The sequence below is a fragment of the Pseudomonas sp. GW822-FHT01E03 genome, assembly GCF_058802985.1.
This window is the reverse complement of record NZ_JBXAOQ010000004.1, coordinates 263370-287687: the sequence shown is the minus strand read 5'-3', so window position 1 is coordinate 287687 and position 24318 is coordinate 263370. Positions and strand designations below refer to the sequence as shown.

Below are 24318 nucleotides of genomic sequence, written 5' to 3'. Positions count from 1 at the left end.
TAAACCCTCAACCGGCCAGTTTGTGTACCGCCACTGCTGACTGCCCCAGGGCCTGCGCCGCCGAGACATCCTTGAAGGTGTGGAAATCCAGACTGTTGACCACCAGCTCCTGCACCAGCTCGGCAAAAATCTCCATCGCCGGCGTGCTGAAGTACGCGGTCATGGCCTGTTGATTGCTCCAGAAACCGGACACCAGCCACAGCTCCGGATCGCATTGCGAATGCTGCAAGGCAAAGCACAGGCAGCCTGGCGCTGCGCGGGACGGTTCGATCAGGGCGCTGAGGCGCACACCGAGTTCCTCCGAGCGCCCGGCGCGCGCTCGAATGAAGGCCATATGACTGACGGGGATCTGCGTGGACATGTTCAACCCTCCCGGGGAGTCGCGTGGCAGCCGGGGGACGGGCTGCGACAGGATCAAAGGTTAAGGGCCGCGACGCCTGTCTCGTTAGTCGATTCCTGCCGGCGCGTTGCACAATCCTGCGAAACTTCATCGCCAGCCTGTAACAAGCTGTAAAACCCTGTCACGGTTCTGCCATACGAGTTTCAAGCAAGTTCTTGCGGCACAAGGCTCTATTGGCTACACCGCCGGTCGCCCCCAGGCAGAATCAGGCAAGCATCCGGCAGGATGTGTCTACCGCTGTCGCTTGCACAAACTTATGCTCTGCACCACTCCCTTCATGCCTTGCCGAGGATGCCTCGCATGTCGTCGCTCGATCACTTTCAAGCCCCGCTGGACACCGACATGGAAAAGCAGCGCGCGGAACTGGCGGCCATCATCCGCCGCAACACCGCCGAAGATGGCAGTTATGCCACGGCCATCGGCTCGCTGTTCATGTCCCGCCACAGTCAGTCCCACGAGTTCGCCCCGGTGCTCGCGCAACCGGCGCTGTGCATCATGGCCCAGGGGCGCAAGGAAGTTCAGCTGGCCAACGAATACTTCAACTACGACCCGCTGAACTACCTGGTGGTCTCGGTCTCGATGCCGCTCAGTGGACGAGTGGTGGATGTCTCGCCTGAGGAACCGATCCTGGCCTTGCGCCTGGACATCGACCCGACGGAAATCACCGCACTGATCGCTGACGCCGGCCCCCTCGGCGTGCCCACCCGGCCGACCGGGCGCGGGCTCTATGTCGAAAAACTCGACACCGCGATGCTCGACGCCGTGCTGCGCCTGGCACGATTACTGGACACGCCAAAAGACATCGCCATGCTCGCGCCGCTGATTCGCCGGGAGATCCTCTATCGCCTGTTGCGCAGTAAACAGGGGCATCGGCTGTACGAAATCGCCATCGCCAACAGTCAGAGCCATCGCATCAGCCAGGCGATCAAATGGCTCAACGGCAATTTCGAACAGCCGTTGCGCATTGATGAATTGGCCAAGGAAGTGAACCTGAGCGTGTCGACGCTGCATCACCGCTTCAAGGCGATGACGGCGATGAGTCCGTTGCAGTATCAGAAGCAGTTGCGCCTGCAGGAAGCACGGCGGCTGATGCTCGCCGAAGGGCTGGAGGCTTCGGCGGCGGGGTATCGGGTCGGGTATGAGAGTCCGTCGCAGTTCAGCCGGGAGTACAGCCGGTTGTTCGGGGCGCCGCCATTGCGGGATCTGGCGCGATTGCGGTTGTCAGTCTGATCCAGAATTTGTGTTTGTTGTGCCGACCCCATCGCGAGCAAGCTCGCTCCCACAGGGTCCGGTGTACACCGATCCAGTGTGGGAGCGAGCTTGCTCGCGATGAGGCCAGCGAGGCCAATATCAAATCCGGATCAGGCGCCCAGTACCCGGCATGCCTCCACCGGCAAGGTCACCGACACTGGATGACCAACGCTCAGGCCAAAGCCCTGACATGGCGTGCTCAGCGCGGTAAACGACACCCCGGAACACTCCACCGTGGTCTCGATGGTCGCGCCGATATCGCGCACGAACGTCACCTTGCCCAGCAAGCGGTTGCCCGCGGTCGCCTGGGGTGCGGACAGTTGCAGGTCTTCCGGGCGAATCAGCATCTTCACCTTTTCACCGACCACGATGCTGCTGCAGATCGGTACTTGCAGCGCATCGCCGCCCGGCAAACTGACCTTGCCGTTACCCAGCACCGTGGCCGGGAAGATGTTGCCCGAGCCGATGAAGTCCGCGACGAACTCGTTGGCCGGGTGACGATAGATCTCGATCGGCGTGCCCACCTGCTGCACCTTGTGCTCACCCAATACGACCACGATATCGGCCATGGTCATGGCCTCGCGCTGGTCGTGGGTCACCATGATGGTGGTGATGTTCAGGCGTTGTTGCAGTTGGCGGATTTCCACCTGCATCGACTCGCGCAGCTTGGCATCCAGCGCTGACAGAGGTTCGTCGAGCAGGAGGATTTTCGGGTGATTGGCAATCGCCCGGGCAATCGCCACGCGCTGGCGTTGGCCGCCGGACAGCTTGGCCACCGGACGATTGATCATCGCTTGCAGCTGGATCAGTTCCAGCAATTCCACCACCCGCGCCTGCTGGTCAGCCTTGCTGACGCCACGCAGTTTCAGCGGATAGGCGATGTTCTCCCCCACCGTCATGTGCGGGAACAGCGCGAGCGACTGGAACACCATGCCGAAATTACGCAGATGCGCCGGGGTGTGGCCGATGTCCTCACCGTCCAGGCGAATCTCGCCACCGCTCAGGGTTTCCAGCCCGGCAATCATGCGCAGCAAGGTGGTTTTGCCACAGCCCGAAGGACCGAGGAAACACACCAGTTTGCCCTCGGGCAAATGCAGGTTTACATCCTTTACCGCGCAGGCCGAGCCGTAATGTTTCTCGACGTTTTCCAGAATCAGACCAGACATAAGAATCACCTCAAGAAATCAGAACGAAACGCCACCTTCACCAACCAGCTTCTCCAGCGCCCAGATGAGGACGAAGTCGATCAGCACGATCAGCACGGCAAACGAAAAAACGGTTGGGTCGAGCGAAGACACGGTGCGGCTGTACATCCAGATCGGCACGGTCATGACGTCGATGGTGTAGAGGAAATAGGTCACGGTGAATTCGTTGAACGAGACGATGAACGCCAGCAGCATGCCCGCCAGGATCCCCGACTTCATCAACGGCACCACCACATCGACAATCGCCCGCAGCGGTGAAGCACCGAGCATTTGCGCGGCCTCTTCGACTTCGCTGCCGATGGAGAGCATCGCCGCCGTGCAGTTCTTCACCACGAATGGCAACGCGAGGATCACGTGGGCAATCACCAGGCGCGAGGTGGTCATGTGGAACGGCAGGCTGTCGAACACCAGCAGCAACGCCAGGCCCAACACCACCATCGGAAACACCAGCGGCAACGACATCAGTTGCAGCGCCACCGCCTTGCCGCGGAACTCGCAACGGGTCAGCGCGTAGGCCGCCGGCACCGCGATGATCGTGGCGAAAATCATGGTCAGGCACGACACCAGCAGGCTGGTAGACATGGCCTGGCCGAGGCTCAGGACGTCACTGGCGTCCGGCGACACGAAGGTGTGCCAGGCGGCCTTGTACCATTGCAGGCTGTAGCTGCTCGGCGGGAAGTCGAGGTTCGACGCGCCGCTGAACGACATGACGATCATGGTCAGGATCGGCAGTACCGCCAGCAGCAGGATGAAGCCGGAAAGGATGCCGGCAAACTTGCCGGTCTCGCCGGGCAACAGCCCATAACGCTTTTTGGTCAGGGTGCTCATTGGGAAGCCTCCAGCATGCGCCGACGACGGCCAGTGATGTATTCGGACAAGGTCATGATCGCGAGGGTGGTGACGATCAGCACCACGCCGGCAGCGGATGCGGCGGGCCAGTTCATCAGCGGGGCGATCTGGTCATGCACCATCACCGCCAGCATCGGCACGCGCCGACCTCCGAGCAGCAAGGGCACCACGAAACTGCTGGCGTTGTAGGCGAACACCAGGGTCGCACCGGTAATGATCCCCGGCAGACTCATCGGCAATACCACCTGGCGGAACACTTGGAAGCGACTCGCGCCCAGGGTGGCGGCAGCTTCTTCGTAGCTGCGGGCGACACCGCGCATGGCGCTGGCAATCGGCAACACGGCCAGCGGGAAGGCGGTTTGCACCAGGCCCATCAACACGCCGTTCTGGTTGTACAACAGCATGATCGGGCGCTTGATCAGGCCCAGGCCCATCAGTGCCTGGTTGAGCATGCCGCCAGGGCCGAGGATCACCAGCCAGCCGTAGCTTTGCAGCAGCAGGTTGACCAGCAATGGCAGCAACACCGCCGCCAGGAAGATCCGTCGCACGAACGGCGAGGTCAGGCGCGACATGGTGTAGGCCACCGGGATCGCCAGAATCACTGCGATCACCGCGCTGATCAGCGCCAGGCGCAGGGTCAGCATCAGCGACTTGAGGTAATAGGGTTCCAGCAACTGGGCGTAACTGGCCAGGCTGAACCCGGACCATTCCGCGCCTTTGGTGCCCACGCTCATGCGCAGTACCAGCAGGCTCGCGGCAATCAAAACGCCGAGAAACAGCATCGACGGCGTGAGGAAAAGCCAGGCGCGCGCGGTCGGCGAAACACCCCGAGCGGCGCGCACGGGGGCGGCACTCAGCGGATGAGTCAGAGGTTGGTGTTCCATAGCAAAGGGTCTCGTCAATGGAGGATCAATGGCACACGGACTCGGGGTGTGAACCCCGATCCCCTGTAGGAGCGAGCTCGCTCGCGAAGGAAGTGAGGGCGCCACGTTCATTCAGGCAACCCTCGTAATCGTTAACGTCCATCGCGAGCAAGCTCGCTCCTACAGATCAGGAAGAAAAGATTTCCGTGTAACGACGAATCCATTGGTCATGCACGCTGGCCAGGAAGGCGTTGTCGTGCATGATCGCCTTCTCGGCAATCTGCTCCGGCGTGAGGATGTACGGGCTCTTGCGTGCTTCGGCGGAAATGATCGCCTTGGCGTTGACCGGGCCGTTGTAGATGTCTTCAGCCATCTTGCCCTGCACCAGCGGGTCCAGAGAGTGGTTGATGAAGGCGTAGGCCATGTCGGTATCGCCCGGACGGTTCTTCGGCATCACCGACAGCATCAGGTCGGTGTAGAAACCTTCCTTCATGCCGAATGTGGCGCCCAGGCCGTAGTTCGGATCACGGATCTGTTTCGGGAAGAAGGCTGGTGCGTACAGGCCGCCCATGTCCAGGGAACCGGTGCGGAACAGTTCGGCGATCTGGTTCGGGTTTTCACCCAGGGTCACCACACGATCCTTCAGCTCGGCGAGCTTCTTGAAGCCAGGCTCGATGTTGTGTTCGTCACCACCGGCCAGTTTGGCGGCGATGATGATCAGGTCCATGGCCTCGGTCCAGTTCGGCGGCGGCAGGAAGATGTTCGGCGCCGCGTCGGCATCCCACAGGGAGGCGTAGCTGGTCGGGGCTTCTTTCTGAGTGCGGGTGCTGTAGACCAGGCTGTTGCACCACAGCAGGTAACCGATACCGTGGCCATTGGCGCCGGTGCGGTATTTCTCCGGTACATCGACGAGGTTGGGAATGCGGTTGAGGTCGGGTTTTTCCAGCAGGTTGGCAGCGGCCAGACCTTCGGCGCCAACGCCTGCCAGGGTGATGATGTCGTACTGCGGACGATCACCGCCGGCCTTGAGTTTGGCGACCATTTCCGAGGTACTGCCGGTGCGGTCAGCGATGACCTTGCAGCCGTACTTGTCTTCGAACGTCGCGGCGATGTTGCGCAGTGCGGCCAGGCCGGTGTCATCGGACCAGGTCAGCAGACGAAGGGTCTTGCCGGCAAAGCGTGTGTCGCTGGCATTGGCCTTGATGAACGGCATGCTCATGGCTGCCGCTGCAACCGAGGCTACGCCTACGGTCTTGATGAATTGACGTCTGTTCAGATCATGCTCGCCCATTACGGACTCCCTTTGTTTTTGTAGGTATGAGGCAGGTCGAAACTGTTGCATCCGCGCGACCGGACCAGCGTTATCCCTCGTATTTTCGGGGCTTGACTGAGCCGGCAAGTTCATCCTGAGGTCGCGTAAAACACCTGACTATCGATAAAAACTCATTGAAGCCATGACGCCAGCGCATGCCTCCTTTTCCTTGTGGGAGCGAGCTTGCTCGCGATGGACGTCAACGATAATGCGGGGCATCAGACAGCCCGTGTCGTCCATGCGTCCATCGCGAGCAAGCTCGCTCCTACACAGTGCCAGGCGTCAGACGGCCCGGATCACGTGTTTGATTTCCTGGAAAGCCTGCAAGCCCCATGGCCCCAATTCGCGGCCGATGCTGCTCTGCTTGTAGCCGCCCCAGGCGGTCTGCGGGAAGATCACCTGCGGCGCGTTGATCCACACAAGCCCCGCCTGCAAAGCGTTGGCGACGCGGTCGGCGGTCTGTGCATTGCGCGTCACCACACTGGCGACCAGGCCAAACTGACTGTCGTTGGCCAGGGCAATCGCTTCGGCCTCGGAGGCGAAACGGCGCACGCAGATCACCGGGCCGAAAATCTCTTCATTCCACAACGCACTGTCGAGGGGCACATCGGTGAACACCGTCGGCTGCAAAAAATATCCGCGCGGCAGGTCGGCCGGGCGATTGCCACCGCAAACCAGCTTGGCACCGGCACTCAAACCGCGATCGATGTGACCGAGCACGCGCTGGTATTGCGCCTGATTGACCAGTGCGCCCATTTCCACGTTCGGGTCGAACGGGTCGGCCACGCGGATGGCTTCGGCACGGGCCTTCACTCGGTTCAGGAATTCATCGGCCAGTTCATCGGCGACCAGCACGCGGCTGGTGGCGGAGCACATCTGCCCGGCGTTGAAGAAACCACCGCCACAGGCCACTTCCACCGCCAGTTCGAGATCGGCATCGGCCAGCACCAACAGCGAAGATTTGCCGCCCAGCTCCAGGCTCACGCCTTTGACGGTTTCCGCCGCCCGTTGCATGACCTGCACGCCAACGGCATTGCTGCCGGTGAACGACACCTTGGCGATGCGCGTGTCTGCCGACAGCGGAGCGCCAACGGCCAGGCCGGTGCCGCACACCAGGTTAAAGACACCCGCCGGCACACCGGCTTCAGCGATGATCGCGGCCAGCTCCAGTTCCGGCAGCGGCGTCACTTCCGAAGGCTTGAGCACCACGCAGCAACCGGCGGCCAGGGCAGGGGCGAGTTTCCACGCGGTGGTGACCATCGGGAAATTCCACGGCACGATCAGGCCGACCACACCGCACGGCTCGCGGCGCAGGCGAGCGCTGAAGTCGTCGGTCGGCAGCTCTACCGCGCTGTCTTGTTTGGCATCCAGGCCTTCGGCCAGACCGGCGTAATACTCGAACGTGGCGATCACGTCATCGACGTCGATCGCGGCTTCGAATTGCGGCTTGCCGTTGTTGCTCGACTGCAAGTGCATCAGCTTTTCACGATTGGCCTGCACGCCCGTGGCGATTTTGCGCAGGATCGCACCGCGTTCGGCGCCCGTGGTTTTCGACCAGTCGGCGAACGCCTGGGTCGCTGCGTTCACGGCTTGATCAACCGCGCGCTCGTCGCCGCCATTGACGGTGGTCAACAGAGCTTCGGTCGCCGGGTTGATCACACGCAGGTGTTCGTTGCCGGCCGACCATTGGCCGTTGATGTACAGGCCATCCAGAGTCGTCGGGAAGCTCATTTCGACACCGCCTGCATCCATTCGGCCTGATCGATTTCAATCAGGGTCGGGCCCTGGCGATCGGTAGCCACCCGCAATGCGCCGCGCAATTGCTCGACACTGCTGACCGCTTCGGCGGCGCAACCCAATGCCTTGGCCACACCGATGAAGTCCGGGGTGTAGATGTCCACGCCCACCGGCTCGATGGCGCGATTGACCATGTATTTTTTGATCTCTTCGTAGCCCTGGTTATTCCACAGCAGCACGATGACCGGGGTGCGCGCTTCAACGGCACTGGCCAGTTCCGGCAAGGTGAACTGCAGGCCACCGTCGCCGATCAGGCACACCACCGGAGGACGCGCGCCACCTTCGACGCGGCCACCCAGCCAGGCGCCAATCGCCGCCGGCAAGGCGTAGCCGAGGGTGCCGTAACCGGTGGACGAGTTGAACCAGCGACGCGGACGCTCCGGGTTGAACGTCAGGTTGCCGGTGTACACCGGCTGGGTCGAATCGCCGACGAACACTGCGTCTGGCAGTTCCTGCAGCACGGTTTCGAGGAAGCGGGTCTGGGCCAGGGTCGGTGCGTCCCAGGTTGCGGCCAGGTCTTCACGCAGACGGGCGGCACGTACTTGTCCCCAATCGTTGCGACGCTCGGCCAGGGATTTGTGCGACAGGGCACTGAGCAAAGCCTGGGCGGCGTTGCGCGAGTCGGCCACCAGCGCCACGTGCGGCGGGTAGTTGCGCACGGTCTGGTCCGGGTCGATATCGACGCGCAGCAACTTGCCAGGAATTTCGAAGCCACCGGCGAAGGTCACGTCGTAGTCGGTCTCGGCCAGTTCAGTGCCGATGGCCAGTACCACGTCGGCCTCGGCGACCAGCGCACGGGTGGCGACCAGGCTCTGGGTCGAGCCGATCAGCAGCGGGTGGCCGGAGGCGAGCATGCCCTTGGCATTGATGGTCAGGGCGACCGGCGCGGCCAGCAGTTCGGCCAGCTCAGTCAGCTCGACGGCCGCGTCGATGGCGCCGCCACCGGCGAGAATCAGCGGACGCTTGGCGTCGGCCAGCAATTCGGCCATGCGTGACACGGCGCTCGGCGAAGCACCGGCGCGGTCGATATTGACCGGCAGGCTGGCGAGCAAGTCGTCGGCTTCTTCAACCAGAACATCCAGCGGAATTTCAATGTGCACCGGACGCGGACGGCCAGCCTGGAACAGTGCAAAGGCGCGAGCCAGCACACCCGGCAATTCCGACGCCGACATCAGGGTGTGGGAGAACGCCGCGACACCGGCACACAGTGCGCCCTGGTTCGGCAGTTCATGCAGCTTGCCGCGACCACCGCCCAACTGGCTGCGCGATTGCACGCTGGAAATCACCAGCATCGGGATCGAATCGGCGTAGGCCTGGCCCATGGCGGTGGTGATGTTGGTCATGCCAGGGCCGGTGATGATGAAGCACACACCCGGTTTGCCGCTGGTGCGGGCGTAGCCATCGGCCATGAAGCCGGCGCCCTGTTCATGGCGCGGCGTGACGTGGTTGATGCTCGAACGGGCCAGCCCGCGATACAGCTCCACGGTATGCACCCCTGGAATGCCGAACACCTGCTCGACCCCGTAGTTTTCGAGTAACTTGACCAATACTTCGCCGCACGTCGCCATGTCTTTGCCCTTTTTGTTCGTTTGAGACGCCGGGCGTGCGCTGTGTTTATGATGGATTCGCAGGCCCGGGAATGGCCTCATTGGAACGGGCGACAGGTAGCCGCAACAATGGATAAAAAGTCATACTAGCCATGTCCTCACGTCATACCTTGGATCCCAATGAAACGACTGCCTCCCCTGCCGGCGCTGCACACTTTTCTGATAACCGCGCAGTGCTGCAATTTCACCCGGGCCGCCGAACAGCTGCACATCACCCAGGGCGCGGTGAGTCGGCAGATCGCCGGGCTGGAAGATCATCTGGGTTATGAACTGTTCATCCGCCTGGCCCGAGGCCTGGACCTGACAGCCGAGGGACGGGAATGGCTGCCACGGGTCCAGCAGATTTTCGGCCTGATCGACGAGGCCGTTGAACAGATCGGCGAGAAGCGTGAAACCCTGCAACTCAAGGCACCGACCTGCGTCATGCGCTGGTTGCTGCCGCGTCTGTTGCAATGGCAAAGGGAACGCCCGGACGTGCCGGTGGAACTGACCACCACGGTCAAGCACGGGGTGGATTTTCATCGCGAGCAATTCGATGCGGCGGTGATGTACGGCGCACCGCCGGATGATTCATTGATGTCGCAAAAACTCTTCGACGAACAACTCACGCCGGTGTGTTCCAGACCGATGCTCGAAGGCCCCATGCCCCTGCAGACTCCGGCCGATCTGCAACAACACCTGTTGCTGCACCCGACCCGCGATGAACGGGACTGGAAAGCCTGGTTGAAAGCCGCGGATGTGCATTTGACCAATGTCGGCAAGGGCCAGCACTTCGAAACACTGGACCTGGCGATGTCGATGGCGTCCCAGGGAACGGGTGTGGCGATTGGCGACTGGTCGCTGATCGGCGATGACCTGAACGCCGGGCGGCTGGTCATGCCATTCGATTTGAAAGTGACAACGGGACTGGCGTATTACCTGGTGTTCCCGGAAAAACCCGGGCCTTCACCGAAGTTGCGTGAATTGATGGGGTGGTTGGTGGAGCAGGCGCAATCGCGGTAAAACCGCAAAATCCTGGTGCACCACCCTGTGGGAGCGAGCTTGCTCGCGATGAACCTGAGAACGCCGCGGGGTATCAGGTTCCCAGCGTTATCGTTGGCGATCATCGCGAGCGAGCTCGCTCCTACAGGAGATCAGTGACCTCAATAACCGACAGTAAACCGCAGTCGAGAATGCTTCGGCGTTTCCACTTCATCGAGCATCGCAATCGCATAATCGGCAAACGTGATCCAGCTGCGCCCTGCGCTGCTCACCAGCAAATCATCCTGGCCGGTGCGGAATTTCCCGGTGCGCTCGCCCTCGACAAATTCGGCCGATGGCGACAGGAAGGTCCAGTCCAGATCCCGCTCTTCACGCAGGTTTGCGAGGAATTCGGCACCGGCGCTGGCCTCTGCCTTGTAAGCCTCAGGGAAACCTTCGCTATCGATCACTCGAGCGCCATCGGGCAATAGCAGCGAACCCGCCCCGCCCACTACCAGCAAACGTTTAACCCCGGCTTTTTTCACCGGGCCAACGACTGCACTGGCAGGCAGGGTCGCGAAATGTGCGGCGCTGATGACTACGTCATGGCCCGCAATCGCAGCTTGCAACGCAGCGGCATCAAGGGCATCGACTTCCTTGCTGACCACACCTTCACGCACGTCTATTTTCGATGTGTCGCGGGCAATGGCAGTAACGCTGTGGCCGCGCCGCAGGGCTTCTTCCAGCACTTGGCTACCGGCACGACCGGTGGCACCGATGATTGCGATTTTGCTCATGACGTTCTCCAGTTGGCTTGAAAGTATCGGTATCAAATTGCGCTGACCTTTGTGGCGAGGGGGCTTGCCCCCTCGCCACAGGTAATCAATTTCATCTCAAAACTTGCTTCAGCTTCATGTACTTCCGGTTACCACTTCATCTCGCCCTTCGCGACCTTGGCACTCAGCTCCAGGGAGCTTTCATCGCCCAGGGTCGGGAAGCGTTTTTTCATCGCGGCGATCAGCGCGGCAGCATCCTTGGCCTTGGCGGTTTCTTCGTCGAAGGCCTTGATGTAGGCGGCGGTGAACTGCACGGCCGTCAGTGAGCGATCGCTCTCGCCAAGGTAATGACCCGGCACCACGGTCTGCGGTTTCAGGGTTTCAATGGCATGCAGCGTAGTCAGCCAATCGGCATGGGACTGCGGAGTTTGCGTGTCAGCCATCCACACGTGGATGTTTTGCGCCACCACGACACCACCAACCACGGCCTTGATCGATGGAATCCACACAAAGCTGCGATCCGGCTGCGGGCCCTCAAGACCCACCACCTGCAACTTCTGCCCTTCGAGGATCAGGCTGTCACCCTTGAGCACGTCCGGCACGATGGTTTTTACAGGCACGTCGGCCCCCATTTTCGGGCCCCAGAATGCCAGTTTGCCCTCGACGGTGTGCTTGATGTGGTCGACGGTCGGCTGCGAGGCGAGGACCTTGGCCTTGGGGAATGCGGCCGTAAGGGTATCGAGGCCGAAGTAGTAGTCCGGGTCACCGTGGCTGATGTAGATGGTGGTCAACTGCTTGCCGCTGGCGCGGATTTTTTCCACTACCTGTTCGGCCTGGGATTTGCCGAATTGCGCATCCACCAGGATCGCTTCTTTCTCGCCACTGACCAACACCGAGGTCACCGGGAAGATGGCTTTTTCGCCGGGGTTGTAGACATCCAGCGTCAGGGTCGAGGCGCTGGCGTGGGCGGCAAAACCGAAGGTGGTGGCCAGCAAAACTCGCTTAAGTGAGGTGAAACCGATCATCTGTTGCTCCGTGATCCCGATGCCATGTTTGGCGATGCCTTTTGTAGGAGCGAGCCTGCTCGCGATGGACTTGAAGGCGCCGCGTATAACCGGTATCCCGCGTTATCGTTAACGACCATCGCGAGCAAGCTCGCTCCTACACAGAGGAACAGAGCTTAGTTGCCTGACTCGGTACAAAAAATGCGATGCTTGAACATAGTTTGTTTCTGAAAGCGGGCAAATCATGGATCGTCTTCAAGCAATGCGTGTGTTCGTCACGGTGGTCGACCTCGGCAGCCAGTCGGCCGCCGCCGATCATCTGGAGCTGTCACGGCCGGTGGTGTCGCGGTATCTGGCGGAGCTGGAAGACTGGGTCGGCGCGCGCCTGATGCATCGCACCACACGCAAGTTGAGCCTCACCGCCGCCGGCACCGAGATCCTGCCCCGCTGTCGGCAGATGCTCGATTTATCCACCGACATGCAAGCCGCCGTCAGCGAACCGGATGACGCACCCCGCGGCCTGCTGCGAATCAGCGTCAGCACCTCCTTCGGCCAGGCGCAATTGGCCGACGCCATGGCCGCCTATGTCCGACGCTACCCCGGCGTCAGCATCGACATGCAGATGCTCGACCGCACCGTGAACCTGGTGGATGAGCGCATCGACCTGGCGATCCGTACCAGCAACGACCTGGACCCGAACCTGATCGCCCGCCGCCTGACGGTTTGCCGCTCGGTGATCTGCGCGTCCCCCGCTTACTTGCGCGAGCACCCGGCGCCGCAACGGGTCGAGGACTTGAGCCTGCACAATTGCCTGACCCACTCCTACTTCGGCAAAAGCCTGTGGCATTTCGAACAGGATGGCGAGCAGGTTTCAGTACCGGTGCAAGGCAACATCAGCGCCAACGAGGCCAGCACACTGCTGCGCGCAACGATAGCCGGCGCCGGGGTGGCGATGCTGCCCACCTACCAGGCCGGCGTGCACATCCACAGCGGCGAGTTGATTCGCCTGCTGCCGACGGCCGAACCCCGGCAAATGAACGTGTATGCGGTGTATGCCTCGCGCAAGCACATGCCGGCGGCGTTGCGCAGCTTGCTGGATTTTCTGGTGGTGAGGTTTCCGCAAGAACCGGAATGGGACATCGGGTTGTAAATGGAAGCCCTGTGGGAGCGAGCTTGCTCGCGATGGCTACCGAACATTCAACAATGATGTCGACTGATCCACCGCTATCGCGAGCAAGCTCGCTCCCGCAGGGGGGATCAGTGTTCTGAATACCGCGCTATTGCTGGTAACTCACCGGCGCTGACCTATGCTCAAAGTAGTACCGAAAGGTATTCGTTCAGAGGTCAACGCCATGAACATCAGAACAAGAAGATACCTCGCGATTTTCATCACCTGTGCGGTCACGCTCGGGCTGTATGGCGCTGCGGCCTGGCGCGTCGAGCAACTGCGCAACCTGCCCCGTGAAGCCGCGAGCTGCAACTTCGAGCGCTGCATCCCCCACAACGCCACCCTCAACGCCCTCCGGTAACGAAGGGGGTCAGGCTTCGTTGTCCTGATCGGCCTTCAAGCGGTCGCGGAACGCCTTTGGCGAAATCCCCACTCGACGCCGGAACAGGCGCGTGAAGTTGGTCGGATCGGAAAACCCCAACACGTCGGACATTTCATAAATGGTCATGCTGGTGTAGGTCAGCAAACGCTTGGCCTCCAGCAATTGCCGTTCGTGCATTATCTGCAACGCCGGTTGCCCCGCCAGCTCACGGCAGGTGCCGTTGAGGTGGGACACGGAAATCCCCAGCCGGTGTGCCAGATCCTCGACCTTGACGTGCTGGCGATACGTCTCTTCCACCAGTTGAATAAAGCCGTTGAGGTATTCCCGGGCCCGCTGCGGTCGCGCCATGGCGGTGCGACGCTGGATCACCTGGCGACTGACCCACACCACGATCACGCTGACCAGCGAATGCATGAGCATTTCCCGCGCCGGTTGATGGCTGGTGTATTCGTTCTGCAAGGCGCTGAACAGGCTGTTGAGGTACTCGGCGTCCTTGCCTGCCGGGTAGCTTTCGGACTGGGCCAGGGCATTGACCGATTGCCCCAACTGCATCTGCAGGTGGGCGATCAGCGGCGCAGCCAGGGTTACGACAAACCCTTCCACGTCCTCGGAAAAACGAAAGCCGTGCACCGACAGCGGTGGCAGGATCTGAATTGCCGGCTCCACCAGTTGCGTTCGCTTGCCTTCGATTTCAAGCTCGGCCTGACCTTTGAATACGAAGAGCAACTGGCACAAGTCAGCGTGGCGGTGAGGTTTGATTTCCCAATGATGTTCGCGACTGCGTTTGGAAATGGTTTCACAGTGCAGCAAGTCCGGGGTCGGCCAATCCAGGCTTTCACCGTAGAGCTTGAACACCGGAATCGAAGGCAGGTCAGGCTTGTTCATCACTTCAATCCAGGCCTCGGGGTTGATCTGGGGCGATAATCGCACCGATTGGCAGAATGTACAGCTATCGGCTCAGTTTTCACCTTCAATTGACAGACTCGCAAGGGAAAAATGCAAGCACTCGATCCATAAAAATCATTCACCGGCCCAGGTCGTGTGGAGCTTGCGAGTCATAAGAACAATGAAAACACTGAAAACCCAAGTTGCCATTATCGGTGCTGGCCCCTCAGGCTTGCTGCTCGGCCAATTGCTGCACAACGCCGGCATCGACAACATCGTTCTCGAACGTCAAACCCCCGATTATGTACTCGGCCGAATCCGCGCCGGCGTGCTTGAACAAGGCATGGTAGAGCTGTTGCGTCAGGCCGGCGTGAGTCAGCGCATGGACGCCGAGGGACTGGTCCATGGTGGCTTCGAACTGGCCCTCGACGGGCACCAGGTACACATCGATCTGCAAGCGTTGACCGGCGGCAAGACGGTGATGATCTACGGCCAGACCGAGGTCACCCGTGACCTGATGGCCGCTCGTCGGGAGGTGGGCGCGCAGACGATTTACCAGGCCAGCAACGTCGTTCCCCACGGCATGAAAACCGATGAAGCGTTTGTCACTTTTGAGAAGGACGGCGAGCCGTATCGACTTGACTGCGACTACATCGCCGGTTGCGACGGCTTCCACGGTGTGGCGCGACAATCGATTCCCGCCGACAGCCTGAAAATCTTCGAACGGATCTATCCCTTCGGCTGGCTGGGGATTCTGGCCGATACCCCACCGGTCCACGATGAGCTGGTCTATGCCCGCCATGAGCGCGGTTTCGCCCTGTGCAGCATGCGCTCGCCGACGCGCACCCGTTATTACCTGCAAGTGCCCGCAGAGGAAAATGTCGAGGATTGGTCCGATCAACGCTTCTGGGACGAGCTCAAAAACCGCCTGCCGGTCGATCTTGCGCAAAAACTGGTAACCGGCCCGTCCATCGAGAAAAGCATCGCGCCGCTGCGCAGCTTCGTCGTCGAACCCATGCAGTACGGGCGGATGTTCCTCGTCGGTGATGCCGCGCACATTGTCCCGCCCACCGGGGCCAAGGGCCTGAACCTGGCGGCCAGTGACGTCAGCACGCTGTTCAACATCCTGGTCAAGGTTTACCGCGACGATCGCCTTGATCTGCTGGAGAAATACTCGGAAATCTGCCTGCGCCGGGTGTGGAAAGCCGAGCGTTTTTCCTGGTGGATGACCTCGATGCTGCACCGCTTTGATGATCACGATGCCTTTAGCCAACGCATTGCCGAGTCGGAACTGGACTATTTTGTCGATTCGCAGGCGGGTCGCAAAACCATTGCAGAAAACTACGTCGGGCTTCCTTATGAGGCTATCGAATAGCTTCCTATCGACTTACACTGGCGAGCATCCCCGCTCGCCTTGCCTCTTGCGGGTCAATCACTGCCCGCAGGTTTTCCCGTGACCAATCTCCATCAGCCTGAAACGCCCAAACCGGCCATTCGCAGCGTGCTGATCGCCCTGATGCTGGCGATCTTTCTCGGTGCGTTGGACCAGACCATCGTCGCCGTTTCGATGCCGGCCATTTCCGCGCAATTCAAGGACGTCAGCCTGCTGGCCTGGGTGATTTCCGGCTACATGGTGGCCATGACCGTGGCGGTGCCGATCTACGGCAAACTGGGCGACTTGTACGGGCGGCGCAAGCTGATGCTGTTCGGCATGGGCCTGTTCACCCTGGCGTCGGTGTTCTGCGGCATGGCACAGAGCATGGAACAACTGGTACTGGCGCGAATCTTCCAGGGCATCGGGGCCGGCGGGATGATTTCGGTGAGCCAGGCGATCATCGGTGACATCGTGCCGCCACGGGAGCGCGGCCGGTATCAGGGCTATTTCAGCAGCATGTATGCAGTGGCCAGCGTGGCCGGCCCGGTGCTCGGTGGTTACATGACCGAATACCTGTCCTGGCGCTGGGTGTTCCTGATCAACCTGCCACTGGGCCTGGGCGCCTGGCTGGTCGCCTATCGCACGCTGGTGGGCCTGCCGATTCCGCAACGCAAACCGATCATCGACTACCTGGGCACCGTGTTGATGATCATCGGGCTGACAGCATTGTTGCTGGGCATCACCCAGGTCGGCCAGGGCCATTCGTGGCGCAGTGCCGAGGTGTTGGCGCTGCTCGCTTGTGCGGTGCTGGTGCTGGGGCTGTTCGTCGTCCACGAGCGACGGGCGCGAGAACCGTTGTTGCCCATGCATCTGTTCGCCAACCGCAATGCGATCCTGTGCTGGTGCACGATTTTCTTCACCAGTTTCCAGGCCATCTCGCTGATTGTGTTGATGCCGCTGCGCTTTCAGAGCGTCACCGGCGCCGGTGCCGACAGCGCCGCCCTGCACCTGCTGCCCCTGGCCATGGGTTTGCCGATTGGCGCGTATTTCGCAGGCCGCCGCACCTCGGTCACCGGACGCTACAAACCGATGATCCTTACCGGTGCGGCGCTGATGCCTGTCTCGATTATCGGCATGGCGTTCAGCCCGCCGCAGGCGTTCGTCGTGAGCAGTCTGTTCATGCTGCTCTGCGGGATATCCTCGGGCATGCAGTTCCCGACGTCATTGGTCGGCACGCAGAACTCGGTGGACCAGCGGGACATCGGTGTAGCCACCAGCACCACCAACCTGTTCCGTTCGCTGGGTGGTGCCGTGGGTGTGGCGTTGATGTCGGCGCTGCTGTTGGCGTTGTTGCAGGATTCGAGTTTCGCGCACCTGGCCGGTTCGTCTCTGATTGCCGAAGGCAGCTCGGGAAATGTATTGCTGGACGGTTTGAATGCCGCGCCGGGTGAGGCGCAGAACACCCTGCGTGCCGAATTGTCACTGACATTCCGGCATTTGCTGACGGTCAGCGCGGCCGTTTCATTGCTTGGGCTGGCGGCGGCGATTGCCATGCCGAACATGTTGCTGCGCGGGCGCGAGGACAAGGTTCGCTAGATATCTGCAGGAGCGAGCTTGCTCGCGAAAAAATCCAAGGGCGCCGCTGGGCATCTGGTTTTACGCGTTATCGTTTACGACCTTCGCGAGCAAGCTCGCTCCTACATCGCGAAGGCTATCAAGGGCTGTAATACCCGACAGCCACCAGAAAATGTCCGACCTTCTTCAGGTAGGCATGCTTGTTCTCGACTTTGCCCGTCACCGGGTTTTTCCAGCGGTATTCGTATTCGCCGTAATCCTGCTGGGCCATCAACGCCAGAATCGGCTCGCCCACCGGTTTGCCTTCCGGGTCCACGATCTTGCTGAAGTCGGTATTGATCAGCCGCAGGTTGGTGCCGTGGGCCACGTAACGCTGAGTATCCAGGTCGACAACAAACACATACAGGTCATCCTGCAGGTAGCCGCCCTTGAGGGAATTGATCGCCGTCAGGGTGCCCTTTTCGTCCTTGGCCAGATCGGTTGCCGCTTTGTTCAGCAAGGTCATGGCCTGTTCGGCGGAGGCCCGTGGCAGGTAATAACCGACCGCCAGAATCCGCTGCCCAACGCGCTGGTAGTAGACATGCTTGCGCTCGACCTTGCCGTCATTCCAGTTCTGCCAGCGATATTCCGCCTGCTGAATGCCATTGCCCTCCGGCACCTTCAGGGCGTCCTTGAAAGCTTTCTGCAGATCCGGTCCAAGCACTTGCGACACGTCCCGGCCAATCAGCGCCGACGACGGCCCGCCACTGGCGAGCATCACGCCCTTGGTGTCGAGCACAAAGACATAACGGTCCTTGTCGACAAACTCACCCTGTCGACTGAACGCCGCCAACGCCTTGTCGCCATTCTGGTGGTAGTAGGCCAGGGCTTTTTCCAGTAGGGCAATGGCCGCCTTGCTGTCGTCCTTTTCCGTCCCGGCGGCTTGCGCCTGGCCCAGGCACAACAAAAACATGCCGCACAGCAAGGTAAACCTATGCAGAAACCCCATTGCGCATCCCTCGTTCCTGATGGTGTTTCAAGAGCGTAGACGGCAATGGGATATGTACGAATATTCGCCAGAACAGGGTCATAGGCTTTTGTGGCGAGGGGGCTTGCCCCCGTCCGGCTGCGCAGCAGTCGAAAATCAGGCACCGCGGTTGATCTGGTGAACCGCGGCGAATGGATTTGGGGCGGCTTCGCCACCCATCGGGGGCAAGCTCCCTCGCCACAACTGTTCGGATTACTGCCGGGCGCGCAGTTGCTGCTGAAGGTTCTGGATCTGCGCCTGAAGGGTATTGATGTTGCGGGTGACCTGGCTGCGGAATGCATCGAACTCGGCGGTATTGGTCGAGCCCTGCGTGACCGCTGGACGGTTGTCCTGCTCGCTCTTGAGCACGATCATGTCTTGCTCGAGACGCTCGATAGCAGCGCTTGGGTTGCCTTGTTTCTTCAGCGCGGTGATATCGGCGCCCAGGCTCTTCAGTTGTGCATCGAGTTTTTCAGCGTCCGACGGGGCACTTTTCAGGGTGGCCAATTCAGCACTCAATGCTTTGACCTGGGCCTGCAACTGGGTATTGGCCGTCTGATGTTCGGTGTTCTGGGTATTCAATTGCGCCAGGCGCTTGTCCAGCTCGGTGGTTTGCGCGGTCATTTGTGCCAGTCGCTTGTCCAGGTCCGAGGCCTGGCCGGCAACACCTTGCTGCTGGGCGTTCTGGTCCTGGAGCTTGCTTTCCAGCTGGCGGATTTGCAGCTTCAAGGCCTCGCTGTCGGTGTTGACACTGGTCTGGCTGGCAACAACCTTTCCGGAAATATCCTGCAGGCGCCCTGCCGCTTCCTCACTGATTCGCGCGAAGCTTTCCTGGGTCGCCACCAGTTGCTGTTCCATCAGGGAGATCTGCTGAAAGCTCCACCAGGCCAGGCCCGTGAACGCAAAGAACAACGCCCCGATCAACGCCCACAAGGCACCGGTACTCGCCGCCTTGACCTTCACCACCGGCGTCGTGCGCGAATGCACGACCGTGCGGGCGGGGGGCGCAAAGTCGTCATCGAGAACGTCTGCACGCAGGCTCGGTACATCATCGAAGTCGTCGTTGGCATCGTTTCGCATGGACATTGAATCAACCTTAGTGAATCACATAATGGCTTTATGCCGCGCAGTATAAACCCCACAGCCGCAACCATTGACCCCCAAGCCCGAATCCGGTTCAGTCGGGGGTCGTTGTTCGAGCGTCAGCGAACAGCCTGGGCCTTCCACCAGCCACAGAATTCATCGAGCGCCGTCCAGAGGCTGACCTTGGGATCGTAATCCAGATAATGCCGCGCGCGGCTGATGTCCAGGGTGAAATTTTTGTTCATGACCTGCATGCCCAGACGCGACAGCGTCGGTTCGGGACGCCCCGGCCACAACTTGCACACGCCCTCGTTGAGCGCCGCCACGCTGTAGGCCAGGCCGTAGGAACGGTAGCGGGTGACCTGTGGGACTTCCATGTTGCGCATGACGTAATTGACCACATCCCACAGGGGAATCGGCGTGCCGTTGCTGATGTTGTAAGCCTTGCCCAGCGCAGAACCGCTGGCCAGCAAACTGCTGAGCAACGCCTCGTTGAGGTTTTGCACGCTGGTGAAATCAACTTTGTTCAGACCGTTGCCGATGATCGCCAGGCGCCCCTTGCGCTGCATGTTCAACAGGCGCGGGAAGATGCTCATGTCGCCGGCCCCGGTGACGAAACGCGGGCGCAGGGCCAGGGTTTCGAGACCGAACTCCTGGGCACCGAAGACTTTTTGCTCGGCCAGGTACTTGGTGGCGGCGTAAGGGTGTTTGAAGCGCTTGGGCACCTGTTCTTCCGTCAGGCCCAGATGATCGCGACCATCGAAGTAGATCGACGGCGACGACAAATGCACCAGCCGCCGAACCCGTTGCTTCAAGCAGGCTTCGACCACGTTCTCGGTGACCTGGACGTTGCCCTGATGGAAGTCTTGATAACGTCCCCATAATCCAACAGCACCGGCGCAATGCACCACGGCCTCGACGTCCGAGCACAGCTCGCGCGCCAGTTCCGGGTCGCTCAAGTCACCCTGGATGAACTCGGCTCCCCGGCGTACCAGATGCTCCACGCTCTCGGCCCGGCGACCGTTGACCCGCACGTCCAGGCCCTGCTCCAGGGCAAAACGCGCAAAGCGCCCGCCGATGAAGCCGCTTGCGCCGGTAACCAGAATCTTCATGAATTGCTCCGAATATTTCGTTTTGCGTATTACGTGAGGTCTTGACGCTGCGCGTCAGTCCAAGGGCACCAGCCATTGCTTCGATGCGCTGACCAATTGATCGGTGAGCAGCCCCAGCAGCTGGCCGCCATTACGCCAATGATGCCAGTACAGCGGCACATCGATCGGCTTATCTGGCAGCAGCTCCTGCAATACACCCCTTTGCAGTTGCTCGTGCACCTGCAGTTCCGGAACCAGCCCCCAGCCCAGACCGGCTTCCGCCAAGCGGATAAAACCTTCGGAGGACGGGCACAAATGGTGTTCGAATCCACCCTCGACGCCGAGGGACGCAAGGTAGCGATGCTGCAGGAAATCGTCCGGGCCAAATACCAGCGCCGGGGTTCGGGCCAACTGATCGGCGCGTACGCCCTGCGGAAAATGCCGGGCAATAAAGGCGGGGCTGGCCAGCGCACGGTAACGCATGGCCCCCAGCAACACGCTGCGCGCACCCGCCACCGGCCGCTCGCTGGCGCAGACACAAGCCGCCACTTCACCGGCGCGCATGCGCTTGAGGCCGACGGTCTGGTCTTCGACCACCAGATCCATCAGCAGATGCTGTTCGGCGCAAAACGCCCCCACGGCCTGCGCCCACCAAGTGGCCAGGCTGTCGGCATTCAGGGCGATGCGCAGGCGTTCCGGCAGGCCCTCTTCATCCAGCGCCGGCACCAGGCTTTGCAAATCCCGTTCAAGCAATCGCACCTGCTGCACGTGGTTGAGCAGCCGTCGACCGATTTCCGTCGGCGTTGGCGGCGTGGCCCGCACCAGCACCGGCTGACCAACCCGCGCTTCCAGCAGCTTGATACGCTGGGAAATCGCCGATTGCGACAAGCCCAGTACCTGGGCCGCCCGTTCAAAACCGGCCTGTTCGACCACGGCGGCCAGGGCAGAAAGCAATTTATAGTCGAACATCAGTTTTCCTAATGAGCGATCAGCAAGATTGGTTTTTCTTATACAACCTTCACAAGGACAATGACCAGCAAGAACTCTTGAACAAGGATCACCCACATGGCTGGCGAAACTTCATTGGCAACGCTGCTGCGCAGCATGAGCCCGCAACTCAACGCTGGCGAATACGTGTTCTGCACCCTGCGCGACGGTAAATTGCCTGCGGATCTGGAGATTGTCGGCAGCTTCCGCGAGCAGGAAGGCCTGACCGTAATTCTCGAGCGTTCCCACGCCGAAACAGCCGGATTCAGCTTCGACTACATCGCCGCCTGGATCACCTTGAACGTACATTCGGCCCTCGAAGCGGTCGGCCTGACCGCCGCGTTCGCCACGGCACTGGGCAAAGCCGGAATCAGCTGCAACGTGATTGCCGGCTACTACCACGACCATTTGTTCGTCGGCCAGGCCGACGCCGACCGTGCCCTGCAAGTGCTGCGGGATCTGGCAGCCAACGCGGAGTAAAAAATCATGTGGCAAAGTTATGTGAACGGGCTGCTCGTGGCCTTCGGCCTGATCATGGCGATCGGCACCCAGAATGCGTTTGTCCTGGCGCAAAGCCTGCGGCGTGAACATCACCTGCCGGTGGCGGCACTCTGCGTGGCCTGCGATGCCCTGTTGGTGGCCGCCGGAGTGTTCGGCCTGGCGACCGTACTGGCGCAGAACCCGACGCTGTTGGCCATCGCACGCTGGGGCGGCGCAGCGTTCCTGTTGTGGTACGGCAGCCAGGCGCTGCGCCGGGCCTTTTCGAAGCAGAGCCTTGAGCAGGGCGAAGGCCAGACCGTACGCTCGCTGCGGGCGGTCATGCTCAGTGCGCTGGCGGTGACCTTGCTCAACCCGCACGTCTATCTGGACACCGTTTTGCTGATCGGCTCCCTGGGCGCCCAACAAACCGAGCCCGGCGCTTATGTCGTCGGCGCGGCCAGTGCCTCGCTGCTGTGGTTCTTCACCCTGGCCCTCGGTGCGGCATGGCTGGCACCGTGGCTCGCCCGGCCCGGCACCTGGCGAATTCTCGATCTGTTGGTGGCGGTGATGATGTTTGCCGTAGCGCTGCAGCTGATCGCGGCCATCTGATTGGCGGAACCTCTATTCCACACAGTTGTTGCGTGGTTATGCCGCCCCCCCGGTGCTATGATCCGACTCCCTGCGCCGCAAAGAGTACAAACTCCCCGGCGCTTGTCTGGCCGCCCGTGATCGGCCTTGCGCTCACCGCAACTGACCTGATTAGGAGAATCATCATGGCTTTCGAATTGCCGCCACTGCCGTACGCACACGATGCCCTGCAGCCGCACATCTCCAAGGAAACCCTGGAGTTCCACCACGACAAGCACCACAACACCTACGTCGTGAACCTGAACAACCTGGTGCCAGGCACCGAGTTCGAAGGCAAGACCCTGGAAGAAATCGTCAAGACTTCCTCGGGCGGTATCTTCAACAACGCCGCTCAGGTCTGGAACCACACTTTCTACTGGAACTGCCTGGCGCCAAACGCTGGCGGTCAACCAACCGGCGCACTGGCTGAAGCCATCAACGCGGCCTTCGGTTCGTTCGACAAGTTCAAGGAAGAATTCAGCAAGACTTCCATCGGCACCTTCGGTTCCGGTTGGGGCTGGCTGGTGAAGAAGGCTGACGGTTCCCTGGCCCTGGCCAGCACCATCGGCGCCGGCAACCCGCTGACCAACGGCGACACCCCGCTGCTGACCTGCGACGTCTGGGAACACGCTTACTACATCGACTACCGCAACCTGCGTCCGAAGTACGTCGAAGCGTTCTGGAACCTGGTCAACTGGAAATTCGTGGCTGAGCAGTTCGAAGGCAAAACCTTCACCGCTTAAGCTCGATGCCAGACAAAAAACCCGGCTTTTGCCGGGTTTTTTTATGGAAGGAATATGAGCAAAGGGACGGTGGTGATTGTCCCGCCGTCTTCGCGAGCAGGCTCGCTCCCACAGATCACCCCCCCGAGCCAGTGGGAGCGAGCCTGCTCGCGAAGAACCATAAAGCAGTCAGTCGGCCAACTACTGCGGATCGAGGTTATCCAGCGCACGATTCACCGCCAGCTCCGCCAACATGACAATCTGCGAAATGGCCAGCGCCGTGTTGCGCTGGGGGCCAGCCAGGCAGGTAGCGAAATCACTCGCCATGACATTGGCTGAAGCCAGTGATTCACAAGCGTGGGCAAGCAGGCTTTCAGTGTCCATGTCGGGGACGATCATGAACATGGTGCGAGGGCTGTAGGGTTTGGTGGTGTTGCAGGGGGGATCGGGGATTAACTTATCCAAAATATGCTCCTTATCGATTGGAGCCATCTCTCGCCGTTTCTCACGCGAGCGAAGAGGTGGCAGCTATGTGCGGAGTGAGAAACCGGCAAGAGAGCAATCCGGCCAGACCGAGGTCTGCCCGCACACAGCCGCCATAAAGCATTGCTGGCAGCGGATAAGCTGGCGGCAATTATGGTGGTACTGGCGCTGGATTAACACTCTCTTGCGGGTTCTCACGCCCGATCGCTGAAGCATTTCAGCGATCACCAAAGGTTATTCAGCCCGCTTCCGACGGACAACCTGAAAACTGCGTGGGAAACTTCTGGCGCTTTCCTACACCGCGCTAACGCCCAAAACGTAACGCGAAGCATCCCTGGCCACACATGGGTATGACTCACTCACATTGGGTCCCCGGTTTTCAGTCGGGACTTGTGGCCACTGAAGATCCCTGTAGGAGCGAGCTTGCTCG

24 protein-coding genes are annotated in these 24318 nt (G+C 60.8%); 9 read left to right on the top strand and 15 right to left on the bottom strand.

Going from position 1 to position 24318, the window contains the following annotated elements:
• Positions 1-7: 7 nt before the first annotated feature.
• Entirely contained in the window at positions 8-361 is a 354-nt protein-coding gene (locus tag AC1RP7_RS10115) for a putative quinol monooxygenase (RefSeq protein WP_493181221.1), read from the bottom strand.
• Between the two features lie 339 nt (positions 362-700).
• Between AC1RP7_RS10115 and AC1RP7_RS10110 the strand changes: the two genes are divergently transcribed.
• Positions 701-1630 (top strand): AraC family transcriptional regulator, encoded by a 930-nt coding sequence (locus AC1RP7_RS10110; RefSeq protein WP_090457485.1) that lies wholly within the window; start codon positions 701-703, stop codon positions 1628-1630.
• A 131-nt stretch (positions 1631-1761) separates the two neighbouring features.
• Here AC1RP7_RS10110 and AC1RP7_RS10105 read toward each other — a convergent pair whose 3' ends face one another.
• From AC1RP7_RS10105 to AC1RP7_RS10080, 6 genes are all read right to left on the bottom strand, one after another.
• Positions 1762-2817 carry an ABC transporter ATP-binding protein gene (locus tag AC1RP7_RS10105; RefSeq protein WP_057713479.1) on the bottom strand — a complete coding sequence of 352 codons (1056 nt, stop codon included), beginning with the start codon at positions 2815-2817 and terminating at the stop codon, positions 1762-1764.
• Between the two features lie 18 nt (positions 2818-2835).
• Positions 2836-3684, bottom strand: a complete 849-nt coding sequence (locus AC1RP7_RS10100; RefSeq protein WP_007978496.1) for an ABC transporter permease — start codon at positions 3682-3684, stop codon at positions 2836-2838.
• Positions 3681-4589, bottom strand: a complete 909-nt coding sequence (locus tag AC1RP7_RS10095) for an ABC transporter permease (RefSeq protein WP_057713477.1) — start codon at positions 4587-4589, stop codon at positions 3681-3683. Before AC1RP7_RS10095 ends, AC1RP7_RS10100 begins: the two co-directional genes overlap by 4 nt.
• Positions 4590-4755: 166 nt before the next feature.
• Positions 4756-5859, bottom strand: a complete 1104-nt coding sequence (locus tag AC1RP7_RS10090) for an extracellular solute-binding protein (RefSeq protein WP_057713476.1) — start codon at positions 5857-5859, stop codon at positions 4756-4758.
• Between the two features lie 303 nt (positions 5860-6162).
• Positions 6163-7611 carry an aldehyde dehydrogenase family protein gene (locus AC1RP7_RS10085; protein ID WP_493181223.1) on the bottom strand — a complete coding sequence of 483 codons (1449 nt, stop codon included), beginning with the start codon at positions 7609-7611 and terminating at the stop codon, positions 6163-6165.
• A complete protein-coding gene (locus tag AC1RP7_RS10080) occupies positions 7608-9245 on the bottom strand; it encodes a 5-guanidino-2-oxopentanoate decarboxylase (RefSeq protein WP_493181224.1) in 1638 nt (545 codons plus the stop codon). The genes AC1RP7_RS10085 and AC1RP7_RS10080 overlap by 4 nt, the downstream gene beginning before the upstream one ends.
• 159 nt (positions 9246-9404) lie before the next feature.
• Here AC1RP7_RS10080 and AC1RP7_RS10075 point away from each other — a divergent pair, with 159 nt between their 5' ends.
• Complete coding sequence (locus AC1RP7_RS10075) at positions 9405-10286, top strand: LysR substrate-binding domain-containing protein (protein WP_150813333.1); 882 nt, start codon at positions 9405-9407, stop codon at positions 10284-10286.
• A 140-nt stretch (positions 10287-10426) separates the two neighbouring features.
• On the opposite strand, the gene AC1RP7_RS10070 is transcribed toward AC1RP7_RS10075, so the two are convergent.
• On the bottom strand, positions 10427-11041 hold the full coding sequence (locus tag AC1RP7_RS10070) for an NAD(P)-dependent oxidoreductase (protein WP_493181226.1): 615 nt from the start codon (positions 11039-11041) through the stop codon (positions 10427-10429).
• A gap of 128 nt (positions 11042-11169) precedes the next feature.
• Positions 11170-12045 carry an MBL fold metallo-hydrolase gene (locus AC1RP7_RS10065; RefSeq protein WP_340313082.1) on the bottom strand — a complete coding sequence of 292 codons (876 nt, stop codon included), beginning with the start codon at positions 12043-12045 and terminating at the stop codon, positions 11170-11172.
• A gap of 223 nt (positions 12046-12268) precedes the next feature.
• Between AC1RP7_RS10065 and AC1RP7_RS10060 the strand changes: the two genes are divergently transcribed.
• Together AC1RP7_RS10060 and AC1RP7_RS10055 are read left to right on the top strand one after the other, a co-directional pair.
• A complete protein-coding gene (locus AC1RP7_RS10060; protein WP_206743389.1) occupies positions 12269-13174 on the top strand; it encodes a LysR family transcriptional regulator in 906 nt (301 codons plus the stop codon).
• 202 nt (positions 13175-13376) lie between these two features.
• Entirely contained in the window at positions 13377-13553 is a 177-nt protein-coding gene (locus AC1RP7_RS10055) for a hypothetical protein (RefSeq protein WP_007978514.1), read from the top strand.
• A 9-nt stretch (positions 13554-13562) separates the two neighbouring features.
• On the opposite strand, the gene AC1RP7_RS10050 is transcribed toward AC1RP7_RS10055, so the two are convergent.
• The gene (locus AC1RP7_RS10050; protein WP_090457497.1) at positions 13563-14459 is read right to left on the bottom strand and encodes a helix-turn-helix domain-containing protein; all 897 of its coding nucleotides are present in this window, start codon (positions 14457-14459) and stop codon (positions 13563-13565) included.
• Between the two features lie 181 nt (positions 14460-14640).
• On the opposite strand from AC1RP7_RS10050, the gene pobA reads away from it, so the two are divergent.
• On the top strand, positions 14641-15834 hold the full coding sequence (gene pobA, locus AC1RP7_RS10045; RefSeq protein ID WP_493181229.1) for a 4-hydroxybenzoate 3-monooxygenase: 1194 nt from the start codon (positions 14641-14643) through the stop codon (positions 15832-15834).
• Positions 15835-15912: 78 nt separating this feature from the next.
• Positions 15913-17430 carry an MDR family MFS transporter gene (locus AC1RP7_RS10040; RefSeq protein WP_493181231.1) on the top strand — a complete coding sequence of 506 codons (1518 nt, stop codon included), beginning with the start codon at positions 15913-15915 and terminating at the stop codon, positions 17428-17430.
• Positions 17431-17548: 118 nt separating this feature from the next.
• Here the strand turns inward: AC1RP7_RS10040 and AC1RP7_RS10035 are convergent, their stop codons facing one another.
• The 4 genes from AC1RP7_RS10035 to AC1RP7_RS10020 form a co-directional block, all read right to left on the bottom strand.
• Positions 17549-18397 carry a cache domain-containing protein gene (locus tag AC1RP7_RS10035; protein ID WP_489339158.1) on the bottom strand — a complete coding sequence of 283 codons (849 nt, stop codon included), beginning with the start codon at positions 18395-18397 and terminating at the stop codon, positions 17549-17551.
• A gap of 231 nt (positions 18398-18628) precedes the next feature.
• Positions 18629-19501, bottom strand: a complete 873-nt coding sequence (locus AC1RP7_RS10030) for an ATPase (protein ID WP_340313069.1) — start codon at positions 19499-19501, stop codon at positions 18629-18631.
• Positions 19502-19617: 116 nt separating this feature from the next.
• A complete protein-coding gene (locus tag AC1RP7_RS10025) occupies positions 19618-20610 on the bottom strand; it encodes an NAD-dependent epimerase/dehydratase family protein (RefSeq protein WP_150813342.1) in 993 nt (330 codons plus the stop codon).
• 54 nt (positions 20611-20664) lie between these two features.
• Positions 20665-21558: a LysR family transcriptional regulator ArgP gene (locus AC1RP7_RS10020; RefSeq protein WP_493181233.1), complete on the bottom strand. Its 894-nt coding sequence runs from the start codon at positions 21556-21558 to the stop codon at positions 20665-20667.
• Between the two features lie 96 nt (positions 21559-21654).
• On the opposite strand from AC1RP7_RS10020, the gene AC1RP7_RS10015 reads away from it, so the two are divergent.
• From AC1RP7_RS10015 to AC1RP7_RS10005, 3 genes are all read left to right on the top strand, one after another.
• Complete coding sequence (locus AC1RP7_RS10015; protein ID WP_492624086.1) at positions 21655-22056, top strand: ACT domain-containing protein; 402 nt, start codon at positions 21655-21657, stop codon at positions 22054-22056.
• A gap of 6 nt (positions 22057-22062) precedes the next feature.
• The gene (locus tag AC1RP7_RS10010) at positions 22063-22665 is read left to right on the top strand and encodes a LysE/ArgO family amino acid transporter (protein WP_218494266.1); all 603 of its coding nucleotides are present in this window, start codon (positions 22063-22065) and stop codon (positions 22663-22665) included.
• Positions 22666-22829: 164 nt separating this feature from the next.
• A complete protein-coding gene (locus AC1RP7_RS10005) occupies positions 22830-23426 on the top strand; it encodes a superoxide dismutase (protein WP_008022038.1) in 597 nt (198 codons plus the stop codon).
• A gap of 180 nt (positions 23427-23606) precedes the next feature.
• Here the strand turns inward: AC1RP7_RS10005 and AC1RP7_RS10000 are convergent, their stop codons facing one another.
• Positions 23607-23870: a DUF6124 family protein gene (locus AC1RP7_RS10000; RefSeq protein WP_090457509.1), complete on the bottom strand. Its 264-nt coding sequence runs from the start codon at positions 23868-23870 to the stop codon at positions 23607-23609.
• Between the last annotated feature and the right edge of the window lie 448 nt (positions 23871-24318).

What these genes read in the sequence shown, in the direction of transcription:
- AC1RP7_RS10105 (WP_057713479.1), bottom strand. Translation starts at nt 2,817, where the DNA reads ATGTCTGGTCTGATTCTGGAAAACGTCGAGAAACATTACGGCTCGGCC.
- AC1RP7_RS10095 (WP_057713477.1), bottom strand. Translation starts at nt 4,589, where the DNA reads ATGGAACACCAACCTCTGACTCATCCGCTGAGTGCCGCCCCCGTGCGC.
- AC1RP7_RS10005 (WP_008022038.1), top strand. Translation starts at nt 22,830, where the DNA reads ATGGCTTTCGAATTGCCGCCACTGCCGTACGCACACGATGCCCTGCAG.
- AC1RP7_RS10070 (WP_493181226.1), bottom strand. Translation starts at nt 11,041, where the DNA reads ATGAGCAAAATCGCAATCATCGGTGCCACCGGTCGTGCCGGTAGCCAA.
- AC1RP7_RS10010 (WP_218494266.1), top strand. Translation starts at nt 22,063, where the DNA reads ATGTGGCAAAGTTATGTGAACGGGCTGCTCGTGGCCTTCGGCCTGATC.
- AC1RP7_RS10090 (WP_057713476.1), bottom strand. Translation starts at nt 5,859, where the DNA reads ATGGGCGAGCATGATCTGAACAGACGTCAATTCATCAAGACCGTAGGC.
- AC1RP7_RS10020 (WP_493181233.1), bottom strand. Translation starts at nt 21,558, where the DNA reads ATGTTCGACTATAAATTGCTTTCTGCCCTGGCCGCCGTGGTCGAACAG.
- AC1RP7_RS10080 (WP_493181224.1), bottom strand. Translation starts at nt 9,245, where the DNA reads ATGGCGACGTGCGGCGAAGTATTGGTCAAGTTACTCGAAAACTACGGG.
- AC1RP7_RS10055 (WP_007978514.1), top strand. Translation starts at nt 13,377, where the DNA reads ATGAACATCAGAACAAGAAGATACCTCGCGATTTTCATCACCTGTGCG.
- AC1RP7_RS10075 (WP_150813333.1), top strand. Translation starts at nt 9,405, where the DNA reads ATGAAACGACTGCCTCCCCTGCCGGCGCTGCACACTTTTCTGATAACC.
- AC1RP7_RS10110 (WP_090457485.1), top strand. Translation starts at nt 701, where the DNA reads ATGTCGTCGCTCGATCACTTTCAAGCCCCGCTGGACACCGACATGGAA.
- AC1RP7_RS10050 (WP_090457497.1), bottom strand. Translation starts at nt 14,459, where the DNA reads ATGAACAAGCCTGACCTGCCTTCGATTCCGGTGTTCAAGCTCTACGGT.
- pobA (WP_493181229.1), top strand. Translation starts at nt 14,641, where the DNA reads ATGAAAACACTGAAAACCCAAGTTGCCATTATCGGTGCTGGCCCCTCA.
- AC1RP7_RS10035 (WP_489339158.1), bottom strand. Translation starts at nt 18,397, where the DNA reads ATGGGGTTTCTGCATAGGTTTACCTTGCTGTGCGGCATGTTTTTGTTG.
- AC1RP7_RS10060 (WP_206743389.1), top strand. Translation starts at nt 12,269, where the DNA reads ATGGATCGTCTTCAAGCAATGCGTGTGTTCGTCACGGTGGTCGACCTC.
- AC1RP7_RS10085 (WP_493181223.1), bottom strand. Translation starts at nt 7,611, where the DNA reads ATGAGCTTCCCGACGACTCTGGATGGCCTGTACATCAACGGCCAATGG.
- AC1RP7_RS10115 (WP_493181221.1), bottom strand. Translation starts at nt 361, where the DNA reads ATGTCCACGCAGATCCCCGTCAGTCATATGGCCTTCATTCGAGCGCGC.
- AC1RP7_RS10015 (WP_492624086.1), top strand. Translation starts at nt 21,655, where the DNA reads ATGGCTGGCGAAACTTCATTGGCAACGCTGCTGCGCAGCATGAGCCCG.
- AC1RP7_RS10030 (WP_340313069.1), bottom strand. Translation starts at nt 19,501, where the DNA reads ATGTCCATGCGAAACGATGCCAACGACGACTTCGATGATGTACCGAGC.
- AC1RP7_RS10100 (WP_007978496.1), bottom strand. Translation starts at nt 3,684, where the DNA reads ATGAGCACCCTGACCAAAAAGCGTTATGGGCTGTTGCCCGGCGAGACC.
- AC1RP7_RS10065 (WP_340313082.1), bottom strand. Translation starts at nt 12,045, where the DNA reads ATGATCGGTTTCACCTCACTTAAGCGAGTTTTGCTGGCCACCACCTTC.
- AC1RP7_RS10025 (WP_150813342.1), bottom strand. Translation starts at nt 20,610, where the DNA reads ATGAAGATTCTGGTTACCGGCGCAAGCGGCTTCATCGGCGGGCGCTTT.